At 70.6% G+C, this 17,641-nt stretch carries 18 protein-coding genes; 9 read left to right on the forward strand and 9 right to left on the reverse strand.

The window, feature by feature from the left end; translation table 11 throughout:
* Positions 1-32: 32 nt before the first annotated feature.
* Both SH922_RS26865 and SH922_RS26870 read left to right on the forward strand, forming a co-directional pair.
* Entirely contained in the window at positions 33-1,103 is a 1,071-nt protein-coding gene (locus SH922_RS26865; protein ID WP_393060403.1) for an SIS domain-containing protein, read from the forward strand.
* 363 nt (positions 1,104-1,466) lie between these two features.
* Positions 1,467-2,933, forward strand: a complete 1,467-nt coding sequence (locus tag SH922_RS26870; RefSeq protein WP_362545479.1) for a histidine kinase N-terminal domain-containing protein — start codon at positions 1,467-1,469, stop codon at positions 2,931-2,933.
* A 162-nt stretch (positions 2,934-3,095) separates the two neighbouring features.
* Here the strand turns inward: SH922_RS26870 and SH922_RS26875 are convergent, their stop codons facing one another.
* Entirely contained in the window at positions 3,096-3,353 is a 258-nt protein-coding gene (locus SH922_RS26875; RefSeq protein ID WP_003953983.1) for a WhiB family transcriptional regulator, read from the reverse strand.
* Positions 3,354-3,671: 318 nt separating this feature from the next.
* The gene (locus tag SH922_RS26880; protein ID WP_351002760.1) at positions 3,672-4,640 is read right to left on the reverse strand and encodes a diacylglycerol kinase family protein; all 969 of its coding nucleotides are present in this window, start codon (positions 4,638-4,640) and stop codon (positions 3,672-3,674) included.
* Between the two features lie 244 nt (positions 4,641-4,884).
* Between SH922_RS26880 and SH922_RS26885 the strand changes: the two genes are divergently transcribed.
* The gene (locus SH922_RS26885) at positions 4,885-5,277 is read left to right on the forward strand and encodes a hypothetical protein (RefSeq protein WP_393063700.1); all 393 of its coding nucleotides are present in this window, start codon (positions 4,885-4,887) and stop codon (positions 5,275-5,277) included.
* An 81-nt stretch (positions 5,278-5,358) separates the two neighbouring features.
* Here SH922_RS26885 and SH922_RS26890 read toward each other — a convergent pair whose 3' ends face one another.
* From SH922_RS26890 to SH922_RS26900, 3 genes are all read right to left on the reverse strand, one after another.
* On the reverse strand, positions 5,359-6,339 hold the full coding sequence (locus SH922_RS26890) for an RNA polymerase sigma factor SigF (RefSeq protein WP_393060404.1): 981 nt from the start codon (positions 6,337-6,339) through the stop codon (positions 5,359-5,361).
* Positions 6,336-6,749, reverse strand: coding sequence for an anti-sigma regulatory factor (locus SH922_RS26895; RefSeq protein ID WP_067163834.1), 414 nt, complete (start codon positions 6,747-6,749; stop codon positions 6,336-6,338). Before SH922_RS26895 ends, SH922_RS26890 begins: the two co-directional genes overlap by 4 nt.
* A 231-nt stretch (positions 6,750-6,980) precedes the next feature.
* A complete protein-coding gene (locus SH922_RS26900; protein WP_393060405.1) occupies positions 6,981-7,241 on the reverse strand; it encodes a UBP-type zinc finger domain-containing protein in 261 nt (86 codons plus the stop codon).
* Between the two features lie 35 nt (positions 7,242-7,276).
* Here SH922_RS26900 and SH922_RS26905 point away from each other — a divergent pair, with 35 nt between their 5' ends.
* Positions 7,277-8,878: a Na+/H+ antiporter gene (locus SH922_RS26905; protein WP_393060406.1), complete on the forward strand. Its 1,602-nt coding sequence runs from the start codon at positions 7,277-7,279 to the stop codon at positions 8,876-8,878.
* Here the strand turns inward: SH922_RS26905 and SH922_RS26910 are convergent.
* From SH922_RS26910 to SH922_RS26925, 4 genes are all read right to left on the reverse strand, one after another.
* Positions 8,854-9,795, reverse strand: a complete 942-nt coding sequence (locus tag SH922_RS26910) for a 1-aminocyclopropane-1-carboxylate deaminase/D-cysteine desulfhydrase (protein WP_393060407.1) — start codon at positions 9,793-9,795, stop codon at positions 8,854-8,856. The two genes, SH922_RS26905 and SH922_RS26910, sit on opposite strands and share 25 nt — an antisense overlap.
* Positions 9,796-9,835: 40 nt before the next feature.
* Complete coding sequence (locus SH922_RS26915) at positions 9,836-10,426, reverse strand: N-acetylmuramoyl-L-alanine amidase (protein WP_393060408.1); 591 nt, start codon at positions 10,424-10,426, stop codon at positions 9,836-9,838.
* A 170-nt stretch (positions 10,427-10,596) separates the two neighbouring features.
* Complete coding sequence (locus tag SH922_RS26920; protein ID WP_393060409.1) at positions 10,597-11,793, reverse strand: globin domain-containing protein; 1,197 nt, start codon at positions 11,791-11,793, stop codon at positions 10,597-10,599.
* 91 nt (positions 11,794-11,884) lie between these two features.
* A complete protein-coding gene (locus tag SH922_RS26925) occupies positions 11,885-12,331 on the reverse strand; it encodes an RrF2 family transcriptional regulator (RefSeq protein ID WP_393060410.1) in 447 nt (148 codons plus the stop codon).
* A gap of 179 nt (positions 12,332-12,510) precedes the next feature.
* On the opposite strand from SH922_RS26925, the gene SH922_RS26930 reads away from it, so the two are divergent.
* The 5 genes from SH922_RS26930 (at position 12,511) to SH922_RS26950 (ending at position 17,507) form a co-directional block, all read left to right on the forward strand.
* Positions 12,511-13,917, forward strand: a complete 1,407-nt coding sequence (locus tag SH922_RS26930; protein WP_393060411.1) for a family 2B encapsulin nanocompartment shell protein — start codon at positions 12,511-12,513, stop codon at positions 13,915-13,917.
* 142 nt (positions 13,918-14,059) lie between these two features.
* On the forward strand, positions 14,060-15,106 hold the full coding sequence (locus SH922_RS26935; protein ID WP_393060412.1) for a family 2 encapsulin nanocompartment cargo protein polyprenyl transferase: 1,047 nt from the start codon (positions 14,060-14,062) through the stop codon (positions 15,104-15,106).
* A gap of 211 nt (positions 15,107-15,317) precedes the next feature.
* Positions 15,318-15,986 (forward strand): DUF6304 family protein, encoded by a 669-nt coding sequence (locus SH922_RS26940; RefSeq protein WP_393060413.1) that lies wholly within the window; start codon positions 15,318-15,320, stop codon positions 15,984-15,986.
* A gap of 175 nt (positions 15,987-16,161) precedes the next feature.
* The gene (locus tag SH922_RS26945) at positions 16,162-17,145 is read left to right on the forward strand and encodes a DUF1648 domain-containing protein (RefSeq protein WP_393060414.1); all 984 of its coding nucleotides are present in this window, start codon (positions 16,162-16,164) and stop codon (positions 17,143-17,145) included.
* Positions 17,146-17,147: 2 nt separating this feature from the next.
* The gene (locus tag SH922_RS26950) at positions 17,148-17,507 is read left to right on the forward strand and encodes a GntR family transcriptional regulator (RefSeq protein ID WP_393060415.1); all 360 of its coding nucleotides are present in this window, start codon (positions 17,148-17,150) and stop codon (positions 17,505-17,507) included.
* Positions 17,508-17,641 lie beyond the last annotated feature (134 nt).

The following is a 17,641-nucleotide window of genomic DNA, read 5'->3' on the forward strand; positions in this document are numbered from 1 at the left end:
ACGCATCGTGACACCCCCGGGAGGCACCAGACATGTCCGCCACGTACCCGGCCGGCGAGGGCGAGCAGCCCGGCAGGATCATGTCCGGCGAGATGGCCGAGCAGCCCGAGATGCTGCGGCGCATCCTCGACCGGGGGGCGCCCGCGATCCGGGCGGTGGCCGCCGAGATCGCGGCCAGGAAGCCACGCTTCGTCCTGCTCACCGCCCGCGGCACGTCGGACAACGCCGCGCTCTACGCGAAGTACCTGCTGGAGATCACGCTCGGCCTGCCCTGCGGCCTGGCCTCGATGTCCACGACCACCGCGTACGGCGCGAAGCCCGATCTGAAGGACGTCCTGGTCATCACCGTGAGCCAGTCCGGTGGCTCGCCCGACCTGGTGGCTTCGACGAAGGCGGCCCGGGAGGCCGGTGCGGTCACGCTGGCGGTGACCAACAGCCCTGACTCACCGCTCGCCGCGGTCTCCGAGTACCACATCGACATCCTGGCGGGGCCGGAGAAGGCCCTGCCGGCCACCAAGACGTACACCGCCTCGCTGCTGTCCCTGTACCTCTTCGTGGAGGGCCTGCGCGGCGGCGACGGAGCGGCGGCCGCGATCCTTCCGGAGCTCGCCGAGGCGACCCTGGCCCGCAAGGACGAGGTCAAGGCCCTGGCGTCCCGCTACCGCTTCGCCGAGCGCATGGTCATCACCTCGCGCGGCTACGGCTATCCGACCGCCAAGGAAGCCGCCCTGAAGCTGATGGAGACGAGCTACATCCCCGCCCTGTCCTACTCCGGCGCCGACCTGCTGCACGGCCCGCTCGCCATGGTCGACAACATCTCTCCGGTGATCGCCGTGGTCACCGACGGCCGGGGCGGCGATGCCCTCCAGCCCGTCCTCGACCGGCTGCGCGGCCGCGGCGCGGACCTCTTCGTGGTCGGCCCGAAGGCCCAGGTGGAAGCGGCCTCCGCGGGCTTCGTGCTGCCGACGGCCGGCGTCGCGGAGGAGGTCCAGCCGATCCTGGAGATCCTGCCGCTGCAGATGCTGGCCTACGAGGTGACGATCGCCCGCGGTCAGGACCCGGACGCGCCGCGCGCGCTCGCGAAGGTCACCGAGACCCGCTGAGGGGCGCGTGATCCGCCCCGGGAAACACCCGCGGGCCGCGGCGCCGGGCCGGGACCCTCAGCCCGACCAGCACCGCAGCCCGGAGCAGGACCGCCCGTGACGGGCGATCGGTTCGGCCGGCGGTGTGCGGTGCCCCCGGCCGGGGGGAGATACCGGCGCAGTCAGGGCAGAGAGCGCAGGTACCTCGGTCCGCTCCCCTGTGCGGGGAGAGCGGAGGCTCTGTCTTGAGCATTGTGGACTAGACCATTCGTCGTGTCCATCCGTGGTGCGCGATGATTTCGGCCCTTCCTCCTGCACGTACGGGCGGGCCGTCCGGTTCGGAAGCTGTGCACATCCACAGGTACGCTCGCACACGTGCCCTCCATGAACGACCTCGTCCGCCAGCACACAGCCCTGAGTGACACCGACCTCGAGTGGCTCCATCTGCTGGTCTCGGAGTGGCAACTGCTCTCCGACCTGTCCTTCGCCGACCTCGTTCTCTGGGTCCCCACCCGTGACGGTACCCGCTATGTGTCCGTAGCCCAGATGCGTCCCAACACCGGCCCCACCTCGTACCAGGACGACATGGTCGGCCATCTGGTCCCGCGCGGCCGCCGTCCGCTGCTGGACGCGGCGCTGGACGAGGGCCGGATCGTGCGCGAGGGCGACCCCGAGTGGCGCGAGGAGGTCCCCGTACGGGTCGAGTCGATCCCCGTACGCCGGGAGGGCCGGGTCCTGGGCGTCATCGCGCGCAACACCAACCTGCTCACGGTCCGCACGCCGTCCCGGCTGGAGCTCACCTACCTCCAGTCGGCCTCCGACCTGGCCCAGATGATCGCGGCCGGGTCCTTCCCGTTCCCCGGCCAGCAGGTCGACATGGACGCCTCGCCGCGGGTCGGCGACGGTCTGGTCCGCCTCGACGCCGACGGCGTCGTCCAGTACGCCAGCCCCAACGGCCTCTCCGCCTACCACCGCCTCGGCCTCGCCTCCGACCTGGTCGGACAGCACCTCGGCGGGATCACCGCCGAACTCGCGCCCTCCCGGGGCCCGGTGGACGAGGCGCTCGTCAAACTCGCCAGCGGTTACGCGCCCCGCGAGTTCGAGGTCGAGTGCGCGGGCGGTGTGATCCAGCTCCGGGCGATCCCGCTCAAGCCCAAGGGGGTCCGCATCGGCTCCCTGGTCCTGCTGCGTGACGTCACCGAACTTCGCCGCCGTGAGCGCGAGTTGATCACCAAGGACGCCACGATCCGGGAGATCCATCACCGGGTCAAGAACAACCTCCAGACGGTTGCCGCCCTGTTGCGCCTGCAGGCCCGCCGGATGGACTCCCCGCAGGGCCGCGAGGCGCTCAACGAGGCAGTGCGGCGCGTCGGTTCGATCGCCATCGTTCATGAGACGCTGTCCCAGAATCTGGACGAGCGGGTGGAGTTCGACGAGATCGCCGACCGGGTCATCGCCATGGTCGCCGAGATCTCGCCGGGCAAGGTCACCTGCCGTCGCACGGGACGCTTCGGCATCCTCGACGCGGAAGTGGCCACGCCGCTTGCGATGGTCCTCACCGAGGTGTTGCAGAACGCTCTGGAGCACGCGTTCGGCGTGGCCGAGTCCGGCACGGTCGAGGTGTCCGCGGTGCGCGGTGGTTCGCCCACCGAGGGGCGGCTGCTGATCACCGTTCAGGACGACGGCTGCGGCCTGCCCGAAGGGTTCGACCCGCAGCGTGCCGGAAATCTGGGACTCCAGATCGTGCGGACGCTGGTGGTGGGTGAGCTGGGAGGGTCGTTCGGTATGGTGCCGGCACCCGAGCGGGGCACCCAGGTCGTCCTCGACATCCCGGTCCGCGCCGACAAGTAGTTCTCACGTACGCACAGCAGAGAGCCCGGACCGTTGGTGAACGGTCCGGGCTCTCTGGTCAAGCGTGCGCTTCGGGGGTACTGCGCGCTGCGACTCGGGGGGCGGGGTGATGCGTACACTCCGTACGCGCCGCCTGGCTGAGGTTCGTAGCGGTGGCGTCGGTCAGGCGCTTGCGTTGCGCGCCCGGTTGCGAGCGGCGCGGCGCTTCATTGCGCGGCGCTCGTCCTCGCTGAGGCCACCCCAGACGCCGGAGTCCTGGCCGGACTCGAGCGCCCACTGCAGGCACTGCTCCATGACGGGGCAGCGACGGCAGACGGCCTTGGCTTCCTCGATCTGCAGCAGCGCAGGACCGGTGTTGCCGATGGGGAAGAACAGCTCCGGGTCTTCCTCACGACAAACGGCGTTGTGACGCCAGTCCATGGCTGCTACCTCTCCTTGGTATACGTACTGTGGCTTGTGAATGTGAACGCTTTCACGAATCCCCCCGCAAGTGTCGGGCCGACGCCCAGATGAACTGGTTGTGGTCCTGTGCAGTGAGGAGGGGTTCTGGCTCTCAGTGGAGGCCGTTGTTGCGGGCCGTCCCGATCGCCATGTAGAGATTCGCAAACCTCGGCGACGGATACAACCCCTTCTGGAAAGTTTTTTTTGATTCCTCGGTGTCGGCTAGGTCACAGCCGTACTTCTAGAGGGTGGAAGCCAGTCCAAACGTTCGAGTTAAAGGACTTTGGTCCCTTCCGCTCACACAATCACACGCAGTGCACGGCGTACGCCTGTGAACGTCACACTCGTACGGAGCCCCAGGTGGTCACCGTCCATCTGGAAGGGCAGTGGGGCCTTTGAATGCAAGGTGAAGTCCGTGAGGTCATGCAGTGAAACCGCGTGCTTGCCGCGCGGGCCCTTCTCGGGACTCGAAGTGAGCAGTTGGGTGGCGTAGCGGGTGACCGCCGCGGTGGACAGACGCTGCAGGCCCAGGACGTCGAGGGCGGTGTCGAACGATGCCTTCGGGGAGGCGTACATCGGCCGGTTCCCCAGGTAGGTCCAGGGGGCCGTGTTGCAGATTATGGAGAGCGCGAGGTCGGTGACCGGGTCCTGGCCGGGCACCTCGAGCGTGATCGTCCCCTGTCGCCGATGCGGCTCCTCCAGGAACTGGCGCATCACCTGGCGCACATACAGAGCATGGGTCGAACGCTTACCGCGTTCGCGCTGCTGTTCGACGCGACCGATCACTCCGGCATCGAATCCGAGACCGGCGCAGAAGGTGAACCAGCGCTCCGGGACCGATTCGTCCTCCGTGCCGGGGGTGCCGGCCGCCAGGCCCAGGCCCACGGTGCGCTCTGTGCGGTTGGCCAGTGCGTCCAGGATGGCGCCGGTCGCCTCCACCGCGTCGTTCGGGAGGCCGAGGGCGCGCGCGAAGACATTGGTGGAGCCGCCGGGGACCACGGCGAGTTTCGGCAGGTTGTCGATGTCGGGGCCGTTGTGGAGCAGGCCGTTCACGACCTCGTTGACCGTACCGTCACCACCGAGCGCGACCACGAGATCGATGTCGTCGCTGTCGGCGGCCCGTCGTCCCAGGTCACGGGCGTGCCCGCGGTACTCCGTGGACACGGCCTCCAGCTTCATCTCGCTGGCCAGTGCATGGATCAGCACGTCACGGGTCCGCGCACTGGTGGTGGTGGCAGCTGGGTTGACCACAAGAAGTGCGCGCATGACTGCCAGACTACCTACCGCGAGGTATCGGCCTGAAGTCCTGCCCGGCCGCCTTCACGTTGAGTGACGACCCGGGCGCGGTGCGACGGGCCGCGCGAACCGTCCGGGGGTGGTCCGGTGGTGTTCCGACCCCGGCTTCCCTTTCGTGTGCCGGAGATGCCAACCTGCAAGGGTGAGTACTCAGCAGAACGCGCCCTCGTCGATGCCCTTGGCCGAACCGCCGAAGCCGGCCAGGATCACGCTCGTGGCCGGACTCAACGCCCTCGAAGGTGCGGCCCTCGTCATCGGCGGTGTCTACATGCTGGTCATGGGGCTGCTCGGCCGCCCCGACAGCCCGCAGCAGGCCGAAATGGGGGGTCTGACGGTGATCGCGCTGGGGCTGATCCCGCTCTTCGCCGCCCGCGGACTGCTCCAGCGGCGCAGCTGGAGCCGTGGACCCGCGCTCATCACGCAGATCATCGCGCTCCCGGTGGCCTGGACGCTGCTGCGGTCCCACGGGGTGCTGATCCCGGCCGGGATCGTGCTCGCCGCAGCGTCGCTGACCGCGCTCTTCCAGCTGGCGCGGCCGGCGACCATCGAGGCGCTCGGCATCCGTCGACCGGGCGCGACGCCCGACGCGGACCGCGCCGACGCCTGAGGCGCTGTCGGGCGGCCTGCCCCTGCCCGCCCGGCGGGCCGGGCCGACAGGGGTGAATGCTGTCCGGACGCCCCGGCCCGCCTACTCCTCGACGAGCAGCCGCTCGCGCAACTGCGCGAGCGTGCGGGCCAGCAGCCTCGACACGTGCATCTGCGAGATGCCGACCTCCTGCGCGATCTGCGACTGGGTCATGTTGCCGAAGAAGCGGAGCAGCAGGATCCGCTTCTCCCGTGGTGGCAGGTCCTCCAGCAGCGGCTTGAGTGACTCCCGGTACTCGACACCCTCCAGCGCCTCGTCCTCGGAACCGAGCGTGTCCGCGACCGCGGGGGACTCGTCGTCCGTGTCCGGCACATCCAGCGAGAGCGTGCTGTACGCATTGGCCGATTCCAGGCCCTCCAGGACCTCTTCCTCGGAGATGCCGAGCCGCTCGGCCAGCTCGTGCACCGTGGGTGAGCGGCCGTGCTGCTGGGAGAGCTCCGCGGTCGCCGTGGTCAGCGAGAGCCGCAGCTCCTGGAGCCGGCGCGGCACCCGCACCGCCCAGCCCTTGTCACGGAAGTGCCGCTTGATCTCGCCGACGACCGTGGGAGTCGCGTACGTCGAGAACTCGACGCCGCGATCCGGGTCGAAGCGGTCCACCGACTTGATCAGACCGATGGTGGCGACCTGGGTCAGATCGTCCAGGGGCTCGCCGCGGTTGCGGAAGCGCCGGGCCAGATGCTCCACGAGCGGCAGGTGCATCCGCACCAGCCGGTTGCGCAGCTCGGCCTTCTCCGGCGACCCGTCCGGGAGCTTGCCCAGCTCGATGAACAGCGCCCGCGCTCCGCTGCGGTCGCGTGGATCGTGGTGCCCGTGCTCGCTCATCTGGCCTGCCCGCTCCGCATGCGACTGCTCCACCGCGACCGTAATACCGGCGGGCCCGTCCGCCCCGTCCACCGCACGGGGCAGGTCCGCCTCGTCCACCGGATGAGGCAGGGCCTGCTGTTCCGGGATGCCTGCTGCGCGCACCACCCCTGGTCGGATCGTCTCGTCCCGCACAGGACCGTCCCCGTTCCCGTTGCTCACGCCGGCCCGGGTCCCGCGCCGCGCTGTTTGTACAGGCTGATGCTGACCGTACGGTCATCGGCGACCGAGGAGTCGACCTTTCCGGCCAGTGCGGAGAGCACCGTCCAGGCGAACGTGTCGCGCTCCGGGGCCCGGCCGTCCGTCGTCGGGGCCGAAACCGTCACCTCGAGAGAGTCGTCGACGAGCCGGAACACGCAGCTGAGGACGGAACCGGGCACGGCCTGCTGAAGCAGGATCGCGCAGGCCTCGTCGACCGCGATGCGAAGATCCTCGATCTCGTCGAGAGTGAAGTCCAAACGCGCTGCGAGGCCGGCCGTGGCCGTACGCAGCACCGACAGGTAGGCACCCGCAGCGGGCAGCCGGACCTCTACGAAGTCCTGATTCCCGGGCTCGCCTGCGATCTGGGACACCCTCACCTCCAAGGTGGCACAAACTCTTCGAGGATCCGGGAAGGGTCGCCCGGAGCCATGCGGTACGTCTTCGGTTCTTGGTCCGGCGACGCTATCGCGATCCATGATGCCGTGTCGCCGAGACCCCATCCCATGAGTGTCACTCATGGTAAGCCCACGAGTACACACAGTGGCTAGAGGTCTGCGGCGGTCAATTACGAACAACAGGCGCCGGTTTGACGTACCCAGACGTCAGACGATCGAACCGTCCTCGAAGCACCAGCGCCAGCTCTCGCCGGCCTCGAAGCTCCGCATCACCGGATGGCCGGTCTCCTTGAAGTGCCCCGTGGCGTGCTGCATGGGCGACGAATCGCAGCAGCCGACATGGCCGCAGATCAGGCAGAGTCGCAGTTGCACGGGGTGGGTACCCGCCGCCCGGCATTCGAGACAGGTCCCCGAGAGGGGTCCGGGCTCGGGGCGCGGCAGGTCAGGTACGTGCGGGCACTCACTCATGATGGCCAGGTTACGACGGATGCGAGGACCGTGAGATGGACGCATTGCCACTGGTGGCACTGGTCGCGGCCAGTGCGGCGACGGCCGGTCTGGCCCGCCGGACGCCGGTGCCGGCCCCCCTGCTGCTGGTGGCTCTCGGGCTGATCGGCTCGTATCTGCCGGGGGTGCCGACGTACACGCTGGACGCGCACATCGTGCTGCCGCTCCTGCTGCCGCCGCTGCTCTACACGGCGGCCGTGGACAGTTCGTACCTGGACCTGCGGGCCAACATCCGTCCCGTCGCCCTGCTCTCCGTCGGTTACGTACTGTTCGCCACCGTCGCGGTGGGCTGGCTGGCGTACCGGCTGGTGCCCGACCTGCCCCTCACCGCGGCGCTGGTGCTGGGCGCCGTGATCGCCCCGCCGGACGCCGTCACCGCCGCGGCCATCGCCCGCCGCGTCGGCCTGCCCTCCCGGGTCACGACGATCCTTCAGGGTGAATCGCTGGTGAACGACGCCACCGCGATCACCGCCTACAAGGTGGCACTCGCCGCAGCCGTGGGCGAGGGCATGAGCTGGGGCGCCGGGATCGGGGAGTTCCTGCTGGCCTCGGTCGGCGGTGTCGGGGTCGGGCTGGTGCTCATGGTCCCGCTGCACTGGCTCCGTACGCACCTCAAGGAGCCCCTGCTCCAGAACACCCTGTCGCTCCTGATCCCGTTCGTGGCCTACGCCGCCGCCGAGCGCGTGCACGCCTCCGGAGTGCTCGCCGTGGTCGTCGTCGCGCTGTATCTGGGCCACCGCTCCTGGCAGGTCGACTTCGCCACCAGGCTCCAGGAGGCCGCCGTCTGGAAGATGGTCGCGTTCATCCTGGAGTCCGCAGTCTTCGCCCTGATCGGCCTCCAGCTGCCCTTCGTACTGAAGGGGCTCGGTACGTACGCCGTGGCCGAGGCACTCTGGTACGCGGTGGCGGTGTTCCTGGCGGTCGTCGTGGTCCGGTTCATCTGGGTCTATCCGGCGACCTACGTGCCACGCCTGCTGTCGAAACGGATCCGCGAACGGGAACCCGAGACCAACTGGACCTCGCCGCTGATCGTCGGCTGGGCCGGGATGCGCGGGGTCGTCTCGCTCGCCATCGCCTTCTCCATCCCGCTGGTCATGAGCGACGGCGAGGCGTTCCCGGCGCGCAACCTGGTGCTGTTCCTGACGTTCACCACGGTCATCGGCACCCTGGTCGTCCAGGGGCTCACCCTGCCGGTCATGGTGAAGGTCCTGAAGCTTCCGGGCCGCGACCGGCAGGCCGAGACGCTCGCCGAGGCACAGGCCCAGAGCACGGCGTCCACGGCCGCCGAGGCGCGCCTGGAGGAACTGCTCACCGATCAGCGCAACTGCCTGCCCCAGCCGCTCACCGACCGGCTGCGCACCGTGCTGGAGCGCCGCCGCAACGCCGTCTGGGAACGGCTCGGTGCGGCCAATCCGGTGACGGGGGAGTCGGCGGACGACACCTACCGGCGTCTGGCCGGCGAGATGATCGAGGCCGAGCGCGAGGTCTTCGTACGGCTGCGGGACGAGCGCAGCATCGACGACGAGATGATGCGGACCCTGCTCAGGCGTCTCGACCTGGAGGAGGCCGCGGCCTACCGGGAGGAGTCGGACGGCTGATCGCCCCGGGGAGTGTCCGGGCGCCCCGTGACGACGGCCGCGACGGCGGTTCCGGCGGGGAACGCCCCCTCCCCGGCCAGCGTGGTGAGCGCGTACAGGAGTTTGGCCACATAGAGCCGCTCGACCGGCAGCCCGTGGCGGTCCTCGAAGTCGTCGGCGAAGGCATGCAGTCCGGGGGTGGTGCGGGCGTACCCGCCGAAGTGGAAACGGTCGTCCAGGGACCACGCGCCGGCGGGTCCGCCGAACGCCTCCTCCTGGAGGTCCCGTACCGCGTCCCCCAGGAAGCCGCCGCGCAGGACCGGGATGCCGAGGGCGCGCTGTCCCGGTGCCAGCCCTGCCGCGAGTCCGGCGAGGGTTCCTCCGGTGCCGCAGGCCACCGCCGCCACGTCGACGGCTCCGCGCAGCTCGCGGCCGAGCTCTGTGCAGCCCTGTGCGGCCAGGGCGTTGCTGCCACCCTCCGGGATGACCTCGCACTCCCCGTGGGCGCTCAGCAGGCCCGCCAGGACCTGTGGATCGGCCTTGTCGCGGTACGTCTGCCGGTCCACGAAGTGCAGTCGCATGCCGTCGGCCGCGCAGCGGGCGAGCGAGGGGTTGAGCGGGCGGTGGGCGAGTTCGTCGCCCCGGACGACGCCGACGGTGCGGAAACCCAGCAGCCTGCCTGCGGCGGCCGTGGCCCGCAGGTGGTTGGAGTACGCGCCGCCGAAGGTCAGCACGGGACGGCCGGCGGCGGCGCGGAGGTTCGGGGCGAGCTTGCGCCATTTGTTGCCCGGCAGGTCCGGATGGATCAGGTCGTCGCGCTTGAGGAGCAGCGTCACGCCGTGACGGGCGAAGCGCTCGTCCTCGGCCGGCTGCAGGGGCGAGGGGAGCGCCGGCTGCAGACGGGAGAGGCCGAGCGCGTCGGGGGGCGTGGAGGGCATGCCTCCATTGTGGCCGCGCCCGGGCCGGAGCGGGGCCCGGCTACTTCAGGCGGTCGTGGATCCGGGCCCGCATGGCGGTCATCGAGAAGCCGCGCGGGTCGACCTTGCCGGGCTGCCACTCCCGGTGGCCGATGACGGACCGGGAGGTCCAGTGATGGTGGCGGCAGACAGCGGCCGCGGCCTTCTCGATGGCTTCGAGCTGGACGGCGGGCCAGGGATCCTTGCCGTCGCCGAGGTTCTCGCACTCGAACCCGTAGAAGTGCCGGTTCCCGTCGGTGTTGGTCTCGTTGTCCGACGGCAGGCCCTTCTCGGCGATGACGGCGCGCAGCACGTCGTCGTCGCCGAGCCCGGCGTGGTTGGTCCGTCCGTAGCCGACCAGGTGGACCCGGCCGTCCTTGGCGATGACGCCGTGGCACAGCGGCCCCGGCAGTGCGGCGTATCCGTCGCGGCAGATCCGGACGGTCGCGGCGGTGCCGCTGGTGACGGTGTGATGGATCATCACGCCGTTGACGGGCCCCCAGGGGCCCTTGTGGTTGCGGTTGTGGGTGCGCCAGTCGCCGACCTGGACGACGGTGAGCCCTTCGTCCTTGAGGGCGTCGAGAAAGGTGCTCGCGGACATGGGTGAGGACATGGCCGACTCCTTCGTGCGTGGGGGAGTGTGTCCGTACAGCGCTTGTACCCGACGGACAGGGCCCCGGACCAGTTGCGGGGGGATTCCGGGGCTTTGTTCGGGCGCTGTGCGAGCCGATCCGGTCAATCCCGCGAGAGCCGCCCGGTCTCAGCCCACCCGACGGCGGCCGCTCAGCCCTGGGCGAGCCACAGGTCGGGGCCGAACACCTCGTAGTGGATGTCGGCCGCCGGGACGCCCTTGGCGAGCAGCTGGGTGCGCACGGCCCGCATGAAGGGCAGTGGGCCGCAGAGGTAGGCGTGGGTGCCGGACGGGATCACCACGCCGGTCAGGTCCACCAGGCCGGTGCGGTCCGCCGGGTGGCCCGGCTCGGGGTCCTCGTACCAGAAGTGCGCCGCGGCATCGGGCAGTTTGGCGGTGAACAGGGCGTGGTCGGCGCGCAGTGCGTGGTCGGCGGGGGAACGGTCGCCGTGCACCACGGTCACCGGTGCGCGGTGGCCGGAGTCCGCGAGGTGCTCCAGCATCGACAGCATCGGGGTGCAGCCGATGCCCGCGGAGGCGAGCAGGAGCGGGGCGTCGGTGGACTTCAGTACGAGGTCGCCGTACGGGGCCGAGACCCGGAGCCGGTCGCCGGCCCCGACCTGCGCGTGCAGGTGCCGCGAGACCTCGCCGTCGGGGGCGCCGCCGCCGTGCACCCGCTTGACGGTGAACGAGCGAACTGCCGAACCGGGGGCTGAGGAGAGGCTGTACTGGCGTATCTGGCGTGCGCCGTCCGGGAGTTCGACCTGCACGGACACATACTGACCGGGGTGGAAGGCAGGGGCGGGAGCGCCGTCGGCCGGGCGGAGCCGGAACGTGGCGACGTCCGCGGTCTCCTCGGTGCGGGAGATCACCTCCCAGTCGCGCCAGACGTCGCCGGCGACGACGCCCTGCTGTGCGTACAGCCGCTCCTCGACGGCGATCAGGGCGTTGGCCATCAGCCAGTAGACCTCGTCCCAGGCGGCTGCGACCTCGGGGGTCACCGCGTCGCCGAGCACCTCCGCGATGGCCGCGAACAGGTGTGTGTGCACGACGTCGTACTGGGCCGCCGTGACGCCGAGCGAGGCGTGCTTGTGCGCGATGCGGTCGAGCATCACGTCGGGACGGGTGCCGGGGTGCTCGACCAGCTGGGTCGCGAACGCGGCGATGGAGCCCGCGAGCGCCTGGCGCTGGGCGCCGGAGGCCTGGTTTCCGCGGTTGAACAGGTCGCGCAGCAGCTCGGGATGAGCGTCGAACAGCTTGCGGTAGAAGAGATCGGCGATGTCCCCGATGGCCGCGCCGACGGCGGGAAGGGTGGCGCGGACGGTGGCGGTCGACGGCTCGGAGAGCATCGTTAACTCCTCGGATCAGAATTGGCATCTGAGATGCGCATTTAAGAGCAGTGTAGGAACCGGGCCGTCGGCCCGGTGCGGTGGGGGTGGTTCAGTCCACCGGCGGTCTGCTGCTGATGCCGATCAGCAGGGGGCCGGTCGGGGAGGAGACCAGTTCGGCGACGGTCAGCGGGTCCAGTGAGGCGTAGAAGGCCTCCGAGGCCGCACGCAGGGCGTTGCGCAGCCGGCAGGCCGACCGCAGTGGGCACGGGGTGGCGCCCTCGCACTCGACGACGTCGCCCGGGCCCTCCAGTTCGCGGACGAGCCCGCCGATGGAGGCGGAGCGGCCGGCCGCGGTGAGGGTGAGTCCGCCGCCGCGGCCCCGCCGCGCCTCGACCAGGCCGAGGTGCTGGAGGCGGGCCACGACCTTCGCGGCATGGGAGTACGGCACCTGCATGGTCGCCGCCACCTCCCGGGTGGTCGGCGGATCCTGGCTCTCCACGACGGCGAGACGCATCAGTACGCGCAGCGCCACGTCGGTGAATCTCGTCAGCCGCATGGCGGTCACGGTAAGTGAATTTGCATTCCGTATGCAAATTAATCGGCTCGGCAGGTATCGCGCAGCGTGGTGCCCAACCCATAGCCCGATTAGTCACACTCTTTTGTGTAATGGCGTATGGAGTCAGCATGCTGAAAGGTTCTTCTCGCAGGTCAGCCGATGAATCGAGAGGACGACAGATGTCCGTTGGTGAAGAGGTTCAGAACGCGCAGGTGCCGCCGCAGCAGAGTCTTGGCACGGCAGCCGCGCGGAACCTCGCGACGACCACCAAGTCCGCTCCGCAGATGCAGGAGATCACCTCACGGTGGCTGTTGAAGATGCTGCCGTGGGTCCAGGTGCAGGGCGGCACCTACCGGGTCAACCGCCGGCTGAGCTATTCGGTCGGGGACGGCCGGGTGACGTTCGTACAGACCGGCGACCGGGTCTCGGTCATCCCCGCCGAGCTCGGTGAACTGCCGGCCCTGAGGGACTTCGGGGACGAGGAAGTGCTCGCCGAACTGGCCAGGCGGTGCGAGCAGCGCGACATTCCCGCCGGACAGCTCCTGGCCACGGCGGGCGAGGCGGCGGACCGGGTCTTCCTCCTGGCGCACGGAAAGGTCGAGAAGGTCGGCACCGGGCCCTACGGGGACGAGACGGTGCTCGGGGTCCATGCCGACGGGTCCTACTTCGGCGACCACTCCCTGATCGAGGGCGACGCCCTCTGGGAGTACACGGCCCGCGCCGTCACGGCGTGCACGGTTCTGACACTGAGGCGGGCCGATGTGCTCAACCTCGCCGAGCGGGCCGACTCGCTGCGCACCCATCTGGCCGGGCTGCTCACCATCCCGCAGCAGCGAACCAACAAGTACGGCGAAGCGGAGATCGACCTGTCCGCGGGCCATGTCGGTGAGGCCGTCGTCCCGCACACGTACGTGGACTACGAGTCCGCGCCCCGCGAGTACGAACTGAGCGTCGCCCAGACCGTGCTGAAGGTCCACAGCAGGGTCGCCGACCTCTACAACCAGCCGATGAACCAGACCGAGCAGCAGCTGCGGCTCACGGTCGAGGCGCTGCGCGAGCGCCAGGAACACGAGCTCATCAACAACCGGGAGTTCGGCCTGCTCAACAACTGCGACTACGGTCAGCGGCTTCAGCCGCACGACGGGGCGCCCACCCCGGACGACATGGACGAACTGCTGTCGCGACGGCGCGGATCGAAGCTCTTCCTCGCCCACCCGAGGGCCATCGCCGCCTTCGGCCGCGAGTGCAACAAGCGCGGTCTGGTGCCGGAGAGCGTGGACATCGGCGGACACCACGTGCCGGCCTGGCGCGGGGTCCCGATCTTCCCGTCCAACAAGATCCCGGTCACGGACGCCCGCACCACGTCGATCATCTGCATGAGGACGGGCGAGGCCGAACAGGGCGTCATCGGCCTCCAGCAGACGGGCATCCCGGACGAGATCGAGCCCAGTCTCTCGGTCCGTTTCATGGGGATCGACGAGCAGGCGATCATCTCCTACCTCGTGACGGCCTACTACTCGGCGGCCGTACTGGTCCCCGACGCCCTCGGTGTCCTGGAGAACGTCGAGGTCAGCCGCTGGCGGTGAGTCCGCGGGGTCCCTGGCCCACCGGGTCCGGGACCCCGCCGGCCGCAGCCGGCACACCCACATCAACCACCCACGTCCCCGGCCCCCGGGGCGACAGTCATCGGGGGCCGGGGACGGCAACGACCGGGGTGACCGATTGACCATGACCCGTACCGACGCCGCCGCCACCGAGGGCAATGAGGCCGCGGCGCTCCTGGAGTACACCCGGACCCTCGTCGATCCGCATCTGCGGGCCGCGGTCGCCTCACTGCCGGGGTCGATCCGGCGCGTCGCGATGTACCACTTCGGCTGGGAGCACGCCGATGGCAGCCCCGCCGCGGGCGGCGCAGGAAAGGCGATCAGACCCGCGCTCGTCCTCGCCGCCACCAGGGCCCTCGGAGGTGATCCGAGGGAGGCCGTGCGGGCGGCCGTCGCCGTGGAACTGGCCCACAACTTCACCCTGCTGCACGACGACGTCATCGACGAGGACCGCACCCGCCGCCACCGGGCCACGGCCTGGACGGTCTTCGGCATCCCGGACGCGGTCATCGCGGGCGACGCCATGCTCGCCCTGGCCCAGCGGCTTCTGGCCGAGGACGCCCGCGCGATGTCGGCCCGCGCCTCGGCCAGGCTCTCCACCTGCGTCATCGAGCTGTGCGCGGGCCAGCAGGCGGACTGCGCCTTCGAGGAACGCGGGCCGGACGAGGTCTCGTTGGACGAGTGCCTCACCATGGCGACGGCGAAGACGGGCGCGCTGCTCGGCTGTGCCTGTGCGCTGGGTGCGCTCTATGCGGGCGCGGACGAGCGCGCCGTCGGCGCGCTGGACGGCTTCGGCCGGGAGGCCGGACTCGCCTTCCAGCTCATCGACGACCTGATCGGCATCTGGGGCGACCCCGCCCGGACCGGGAAGCCGGTCGGCGCCGATCTCTCCGCCCACAAGAAGTCGCTGCCCGTGGTCGCCGCGCTGACCTCGGGGACCCCTGCGTCGGCGGAGCTCGCCGCGCTCTACCGGGGTCCCCTGAACACGTCCGGTGAGGTGAGGCGCGCGTCCGACGCCGTGGACCGGGCGGGCGGCCGTGACTGGGCGCAGGCCTGCGCCGCGGACCGGATGGCACGCGCGGTGCACCACCTGTCCCGGGCCGTGCCCGACCTGTCGGCGGCGGGCGATCTCCTGGCGCTGGCGGAGTTCGTCACCCGCCGGACCCACTGAACGGGGGCGACGGAGCGCAGGCGACGCGGCGCAGGTGACGGAGGCGGCGCGGCGCGGGCGGCGGAGGCATCACACCACCAGGAATGATCCGGTTCGAGGCGGGCGGGGAGAGGCAGGGACGGATCGGGGATCGGTCGAGGTCACAGGGGCCGGGCGATGAAGTGGAGGGCGGCACGGGGAGTGTCCGAGCCACGGGCTACAGTCCCTGCCCATGACAGATGAGTCGTGGGCAGGGTGGTACCGGGACCGACAGGGCTCCGATGCCGTCATCCTCACCACCGACGGACAGCAACTCCGCCTTCGTATCAGGGGCGTCGATTTCGAGGGCGAGAGCTTCGACGCCCTGTGCCCGGTGGCGGGCATGCCGCCGGAGAGCGGGATGTTCGCCCTCGCGGACGGGGTGCTCAACGACTGCGTCCTCGAATGGGACCTGCCGTTCCCCGTCACCGCGGACGGCGCCGTCCAGCAGGCCACGCTGAGCTGCCTGTTGTCGCTGCGCAGGCCCGACCCCTATCTCTACCTGGAGCTGCGGTACGGCGGTGCCGCCTTCCGGTCCCACCGTGCGGAGAGTGACTTCGGGGCCGCGCTCGCCACCGTCCAGCGGTCCCTCCCGCCCGGGATCCGGCTTCAGACGTGCATCGCGTGCGCCTTCTCGGACTACTTCCCGGCACCCGGCCGCGGGCTCTCCGGCGGTCTCGCCTGCTTCCGGGGGGCCAAGGAGGCCTACCGCGGAGCGGCCGGCGAGGACGACGTCCTCGACCTGTGGGACCGGCGCAGCGGATTCGTCCAGGAGGTATGGAGCTGCCCCGAGTTCGAGCCGCGCCCGGACGCGGGCGCGGGAACCGGCCACCGCGGCGCGTTCCCCCTCGAGACGGCCTGACGGCACACCGACGAGACGCGAGCCCCGGCGCTCGCTGCTCTCACCAATCGGCCCACCCGATACCCCCGAACCGGCCTGACGGCGCGACACCGTCGGGCCGGTTCCTCGCTGTCACCGCGGCATCGCGTTGCCCCACCTCCATTGTTCTACTAGCATGCGAACAATGGAGGTTTTGATGAACCGGAAGAACGCCGGCCGCGCGGCTCTCGCCGCTCTGCCGTTCCTGCTTGCCCTCGCCGTCGACCTGATCCTTTTCGCTACGCGCCGTGACCGTCTGCCCGCACAGCTGGCCAGCCACTTCGTGGGCAACGGCCAGGTGGACGACCATGCGAGCCGGACCTCGTACGTCGTCGTCACCACGGTGCTGCTCGTCGGCATCGGCGCGCTGTGGACCCTGATGACCGCCAAGGGAGGTTTCCACGGTCCGGCGCTCAGCAGGGCGGTCGCCAGTGGATATGCCGTCGCCGGGTTCTTGGGCTACCTGATGGCGGTGGTCCTGCTCGTCAACGTGGACGCCGCCCAGGACGCGCAGGGCCGCGCCCAGGACGTCTCGTTCCCGATGTGGCACCTGGCCGCTGCACTGGGGGTTGCCGCACTCGCATGCGGTCTGGGGCTGCTGCTCGCCGCGCTCCTTCCCGCACCGGTGCGGCCGTCGGCGGACGGTACGGGCGCGGACGGGGAACGGATCGCGCTGGCCGCCGGGGAGGTCGCGGGGTGGGCGCGCAGCGCCGGGAACCGATGGCTGCTGCCGTTGGCGGTCCTGGCCTGCGGGGGAGCGGTCGCCCTGCTGTTCACCACGGGCTGGATCGTCGCGGTTCCGGCCCTTCTGGTCGGGCTGCTCCTCGTGAGCTTCGCCCGTCCGTACGTGACCGTGGACCGGCGCGGGATCACCGTCTCCGGGATGCTGCCGTGGCCGCGCGTCCACGTTCCGCTCGACCGGATCGAGGCGGCGGTCAGCCGGGACATCAGACCGCTCGCCGAGTACGGGGGCTGGGGATACCGGATCCGTCCGGGACGCACCGGCGTCATGATCCGTTCCGGTGAGGGGATCGTGGCGCGGTTGGCCGACGGCCGCGACTTCGCGGTGACGGTCGATGACTCGAAGACCGCTGCCGCGCTCCTCAACACCCTGATCGACCAGCGCCGAACGGGGCGCTGATCATGCTCTTCCGGGTCGACCCCACCTCCACCGTGCCACTCGGGGACCAGATCGCGGCCTGTGTGCGCCGCGCCGTCGCCGACGGCGCGGTGGCCCCCGGTGAACGGCTGCCCGCCGCCCGGGTCCTCGCCGAATCGCTCGGCGTGAATGTGCACACGGCACTGCGCGGCTACCAGCGGCTGCGCGAGGAAGGGCTGATCGAGCTGCGCCGCGGCCGCGGCGCGGTCGTCGCCGACGGCGCCTCCCCGCACCGCGCCAGGCTGCTGGAGCGGGTGCGCGAGATGGTCGGCGAGGCGCGTGAGCTCGGGATGACGGAGGACGAACTGCTGGCCCTGGTCCGAAGTGAGCTCGCCGCCGGATGACGGGTGCGCCGCCCCCCCCGTGCCCGCGAAGGGCCACCCCGTCCTGCGAGGTGGCCCTTCGCGGCGCGGTCGGGAACCGCTGCGGGTGAGCGCGGTCGGGAACCGCTGCGGGTGAGCGCGGTCGGGAACCGCTA

Source organism: Streptomyces sp. LN549, assembly GCF_043203805.1.
Lineage (GTDB): Bacteria > Actinomycetota > Actinomycetes > Streptomycetales > Streptomycetaceae > Streptomyces.

Bases quoted from the DNA above. Each gene is read 5' to 3' on its own strand.
- SH922_RS26865 (WP_393060403.1), top strand. From the start codon at position 33: ATGTCCGCCACGTACCCGGCCGGCGAGGGCGAGCAGCCCGGCAGGATC.
- SH922_RS26870 (WP_362545479.1), top strand. From the start codon at position 1,467: ATGAACGACCTCGTCCGCCAGCACACAGCCCTGAGTGACACCGACCTC.
- SH922_RS26875 (WP_003953983.1), bottom strand. From the start codon at position 3,353: ATGGACTGGCGTCACAACGCCGTTTGTCGTGAGGAAGACCCGGAGCTG.
- SH922_RS26880 (WP_351002760.1), bottom strand. From the start codon at position 4,640: ATGCGCGCACTTCTTGTGGTCAACCCAGCTGCCACCACCACCAGTGCG.
- SH922_RS26900 (WP_393060405.1), bottom strand. From the start codon at position 7,241: ATGAGTGAGTGCCCGCACGTACCTGACCTGCCGCGCCCCGAGCCCGGA.
- SH922_RS26905 (WP_393060406.1), top strand. From the start codon at position 7,277: ATGGACGCATTGCCACTGGTGGCACTGGTCGCGGCCAGTGCGGCGACG.
- SH922_RS26910 (WP_393060407.1), bottom strand. From the start codon at position 9,795: ATGCCCTCCACGCCCCCCGACGCGCTCGGCCTCTCCCGTCTGCAGCCG.
- SH922_RS26915 (WP_393060408.1), bottom strand. From the start codon at position 10,426: ATGTCCTCACCCATGTCCGCGAGCACCTTTCTCGACGCCCTCAAGGAC.
- SH922_RS26920 (WP_393060409.1), bottom strand. From the start codon at position 11,793: ATGCTCTCCGAGCCGTCGACCGCCACCGTCCGCGCCACCCTTCCCGCC.
- SH922_RS26925 (WP_393060410.1), bottom strand. From the start codon at position 12,331: ATGCGGCTGACGAGATTCACCGACGTGGCGCTGCGCGTACTGATGCGT.
- SH922_RS26930 (WP_393060411.1), top strand. From the start codon at position 12,511: ATGTCCGTTGGTGAAGAGGTTCAGAACGCGCAGGTGCCGCCGCAGCAG.
- SH922_RS26935 (WP_393060412.1), top strand. From the start codon at position 14,060: ATGACCCGTACCGACGCCGCCGCCACCGAGGGCAATGAGGCCGCGGCG.
- SH922_RS26940 (WP_393060413.1), top strand. From the start codon at position 15,318: ATGACAGATGAGTCGTGGGCAGGGTGGTACCGGGACCGACAGGGCTCC.
- SH922_RS26945 (WP_393060414.1), top strand. From the start codon at position 16,162: ATGAACCGGAAGAACGCCGGCCGCGCGGCTCTCGCCGCTCTGCCGTTC.
- SH922_RS26950 (WP_393060415.1), top strand. From the start codon at position 17,148: ATGCTCTTCCGGGTCGACCCCACCTCCACCGTGCCACTCGGGGACCAG.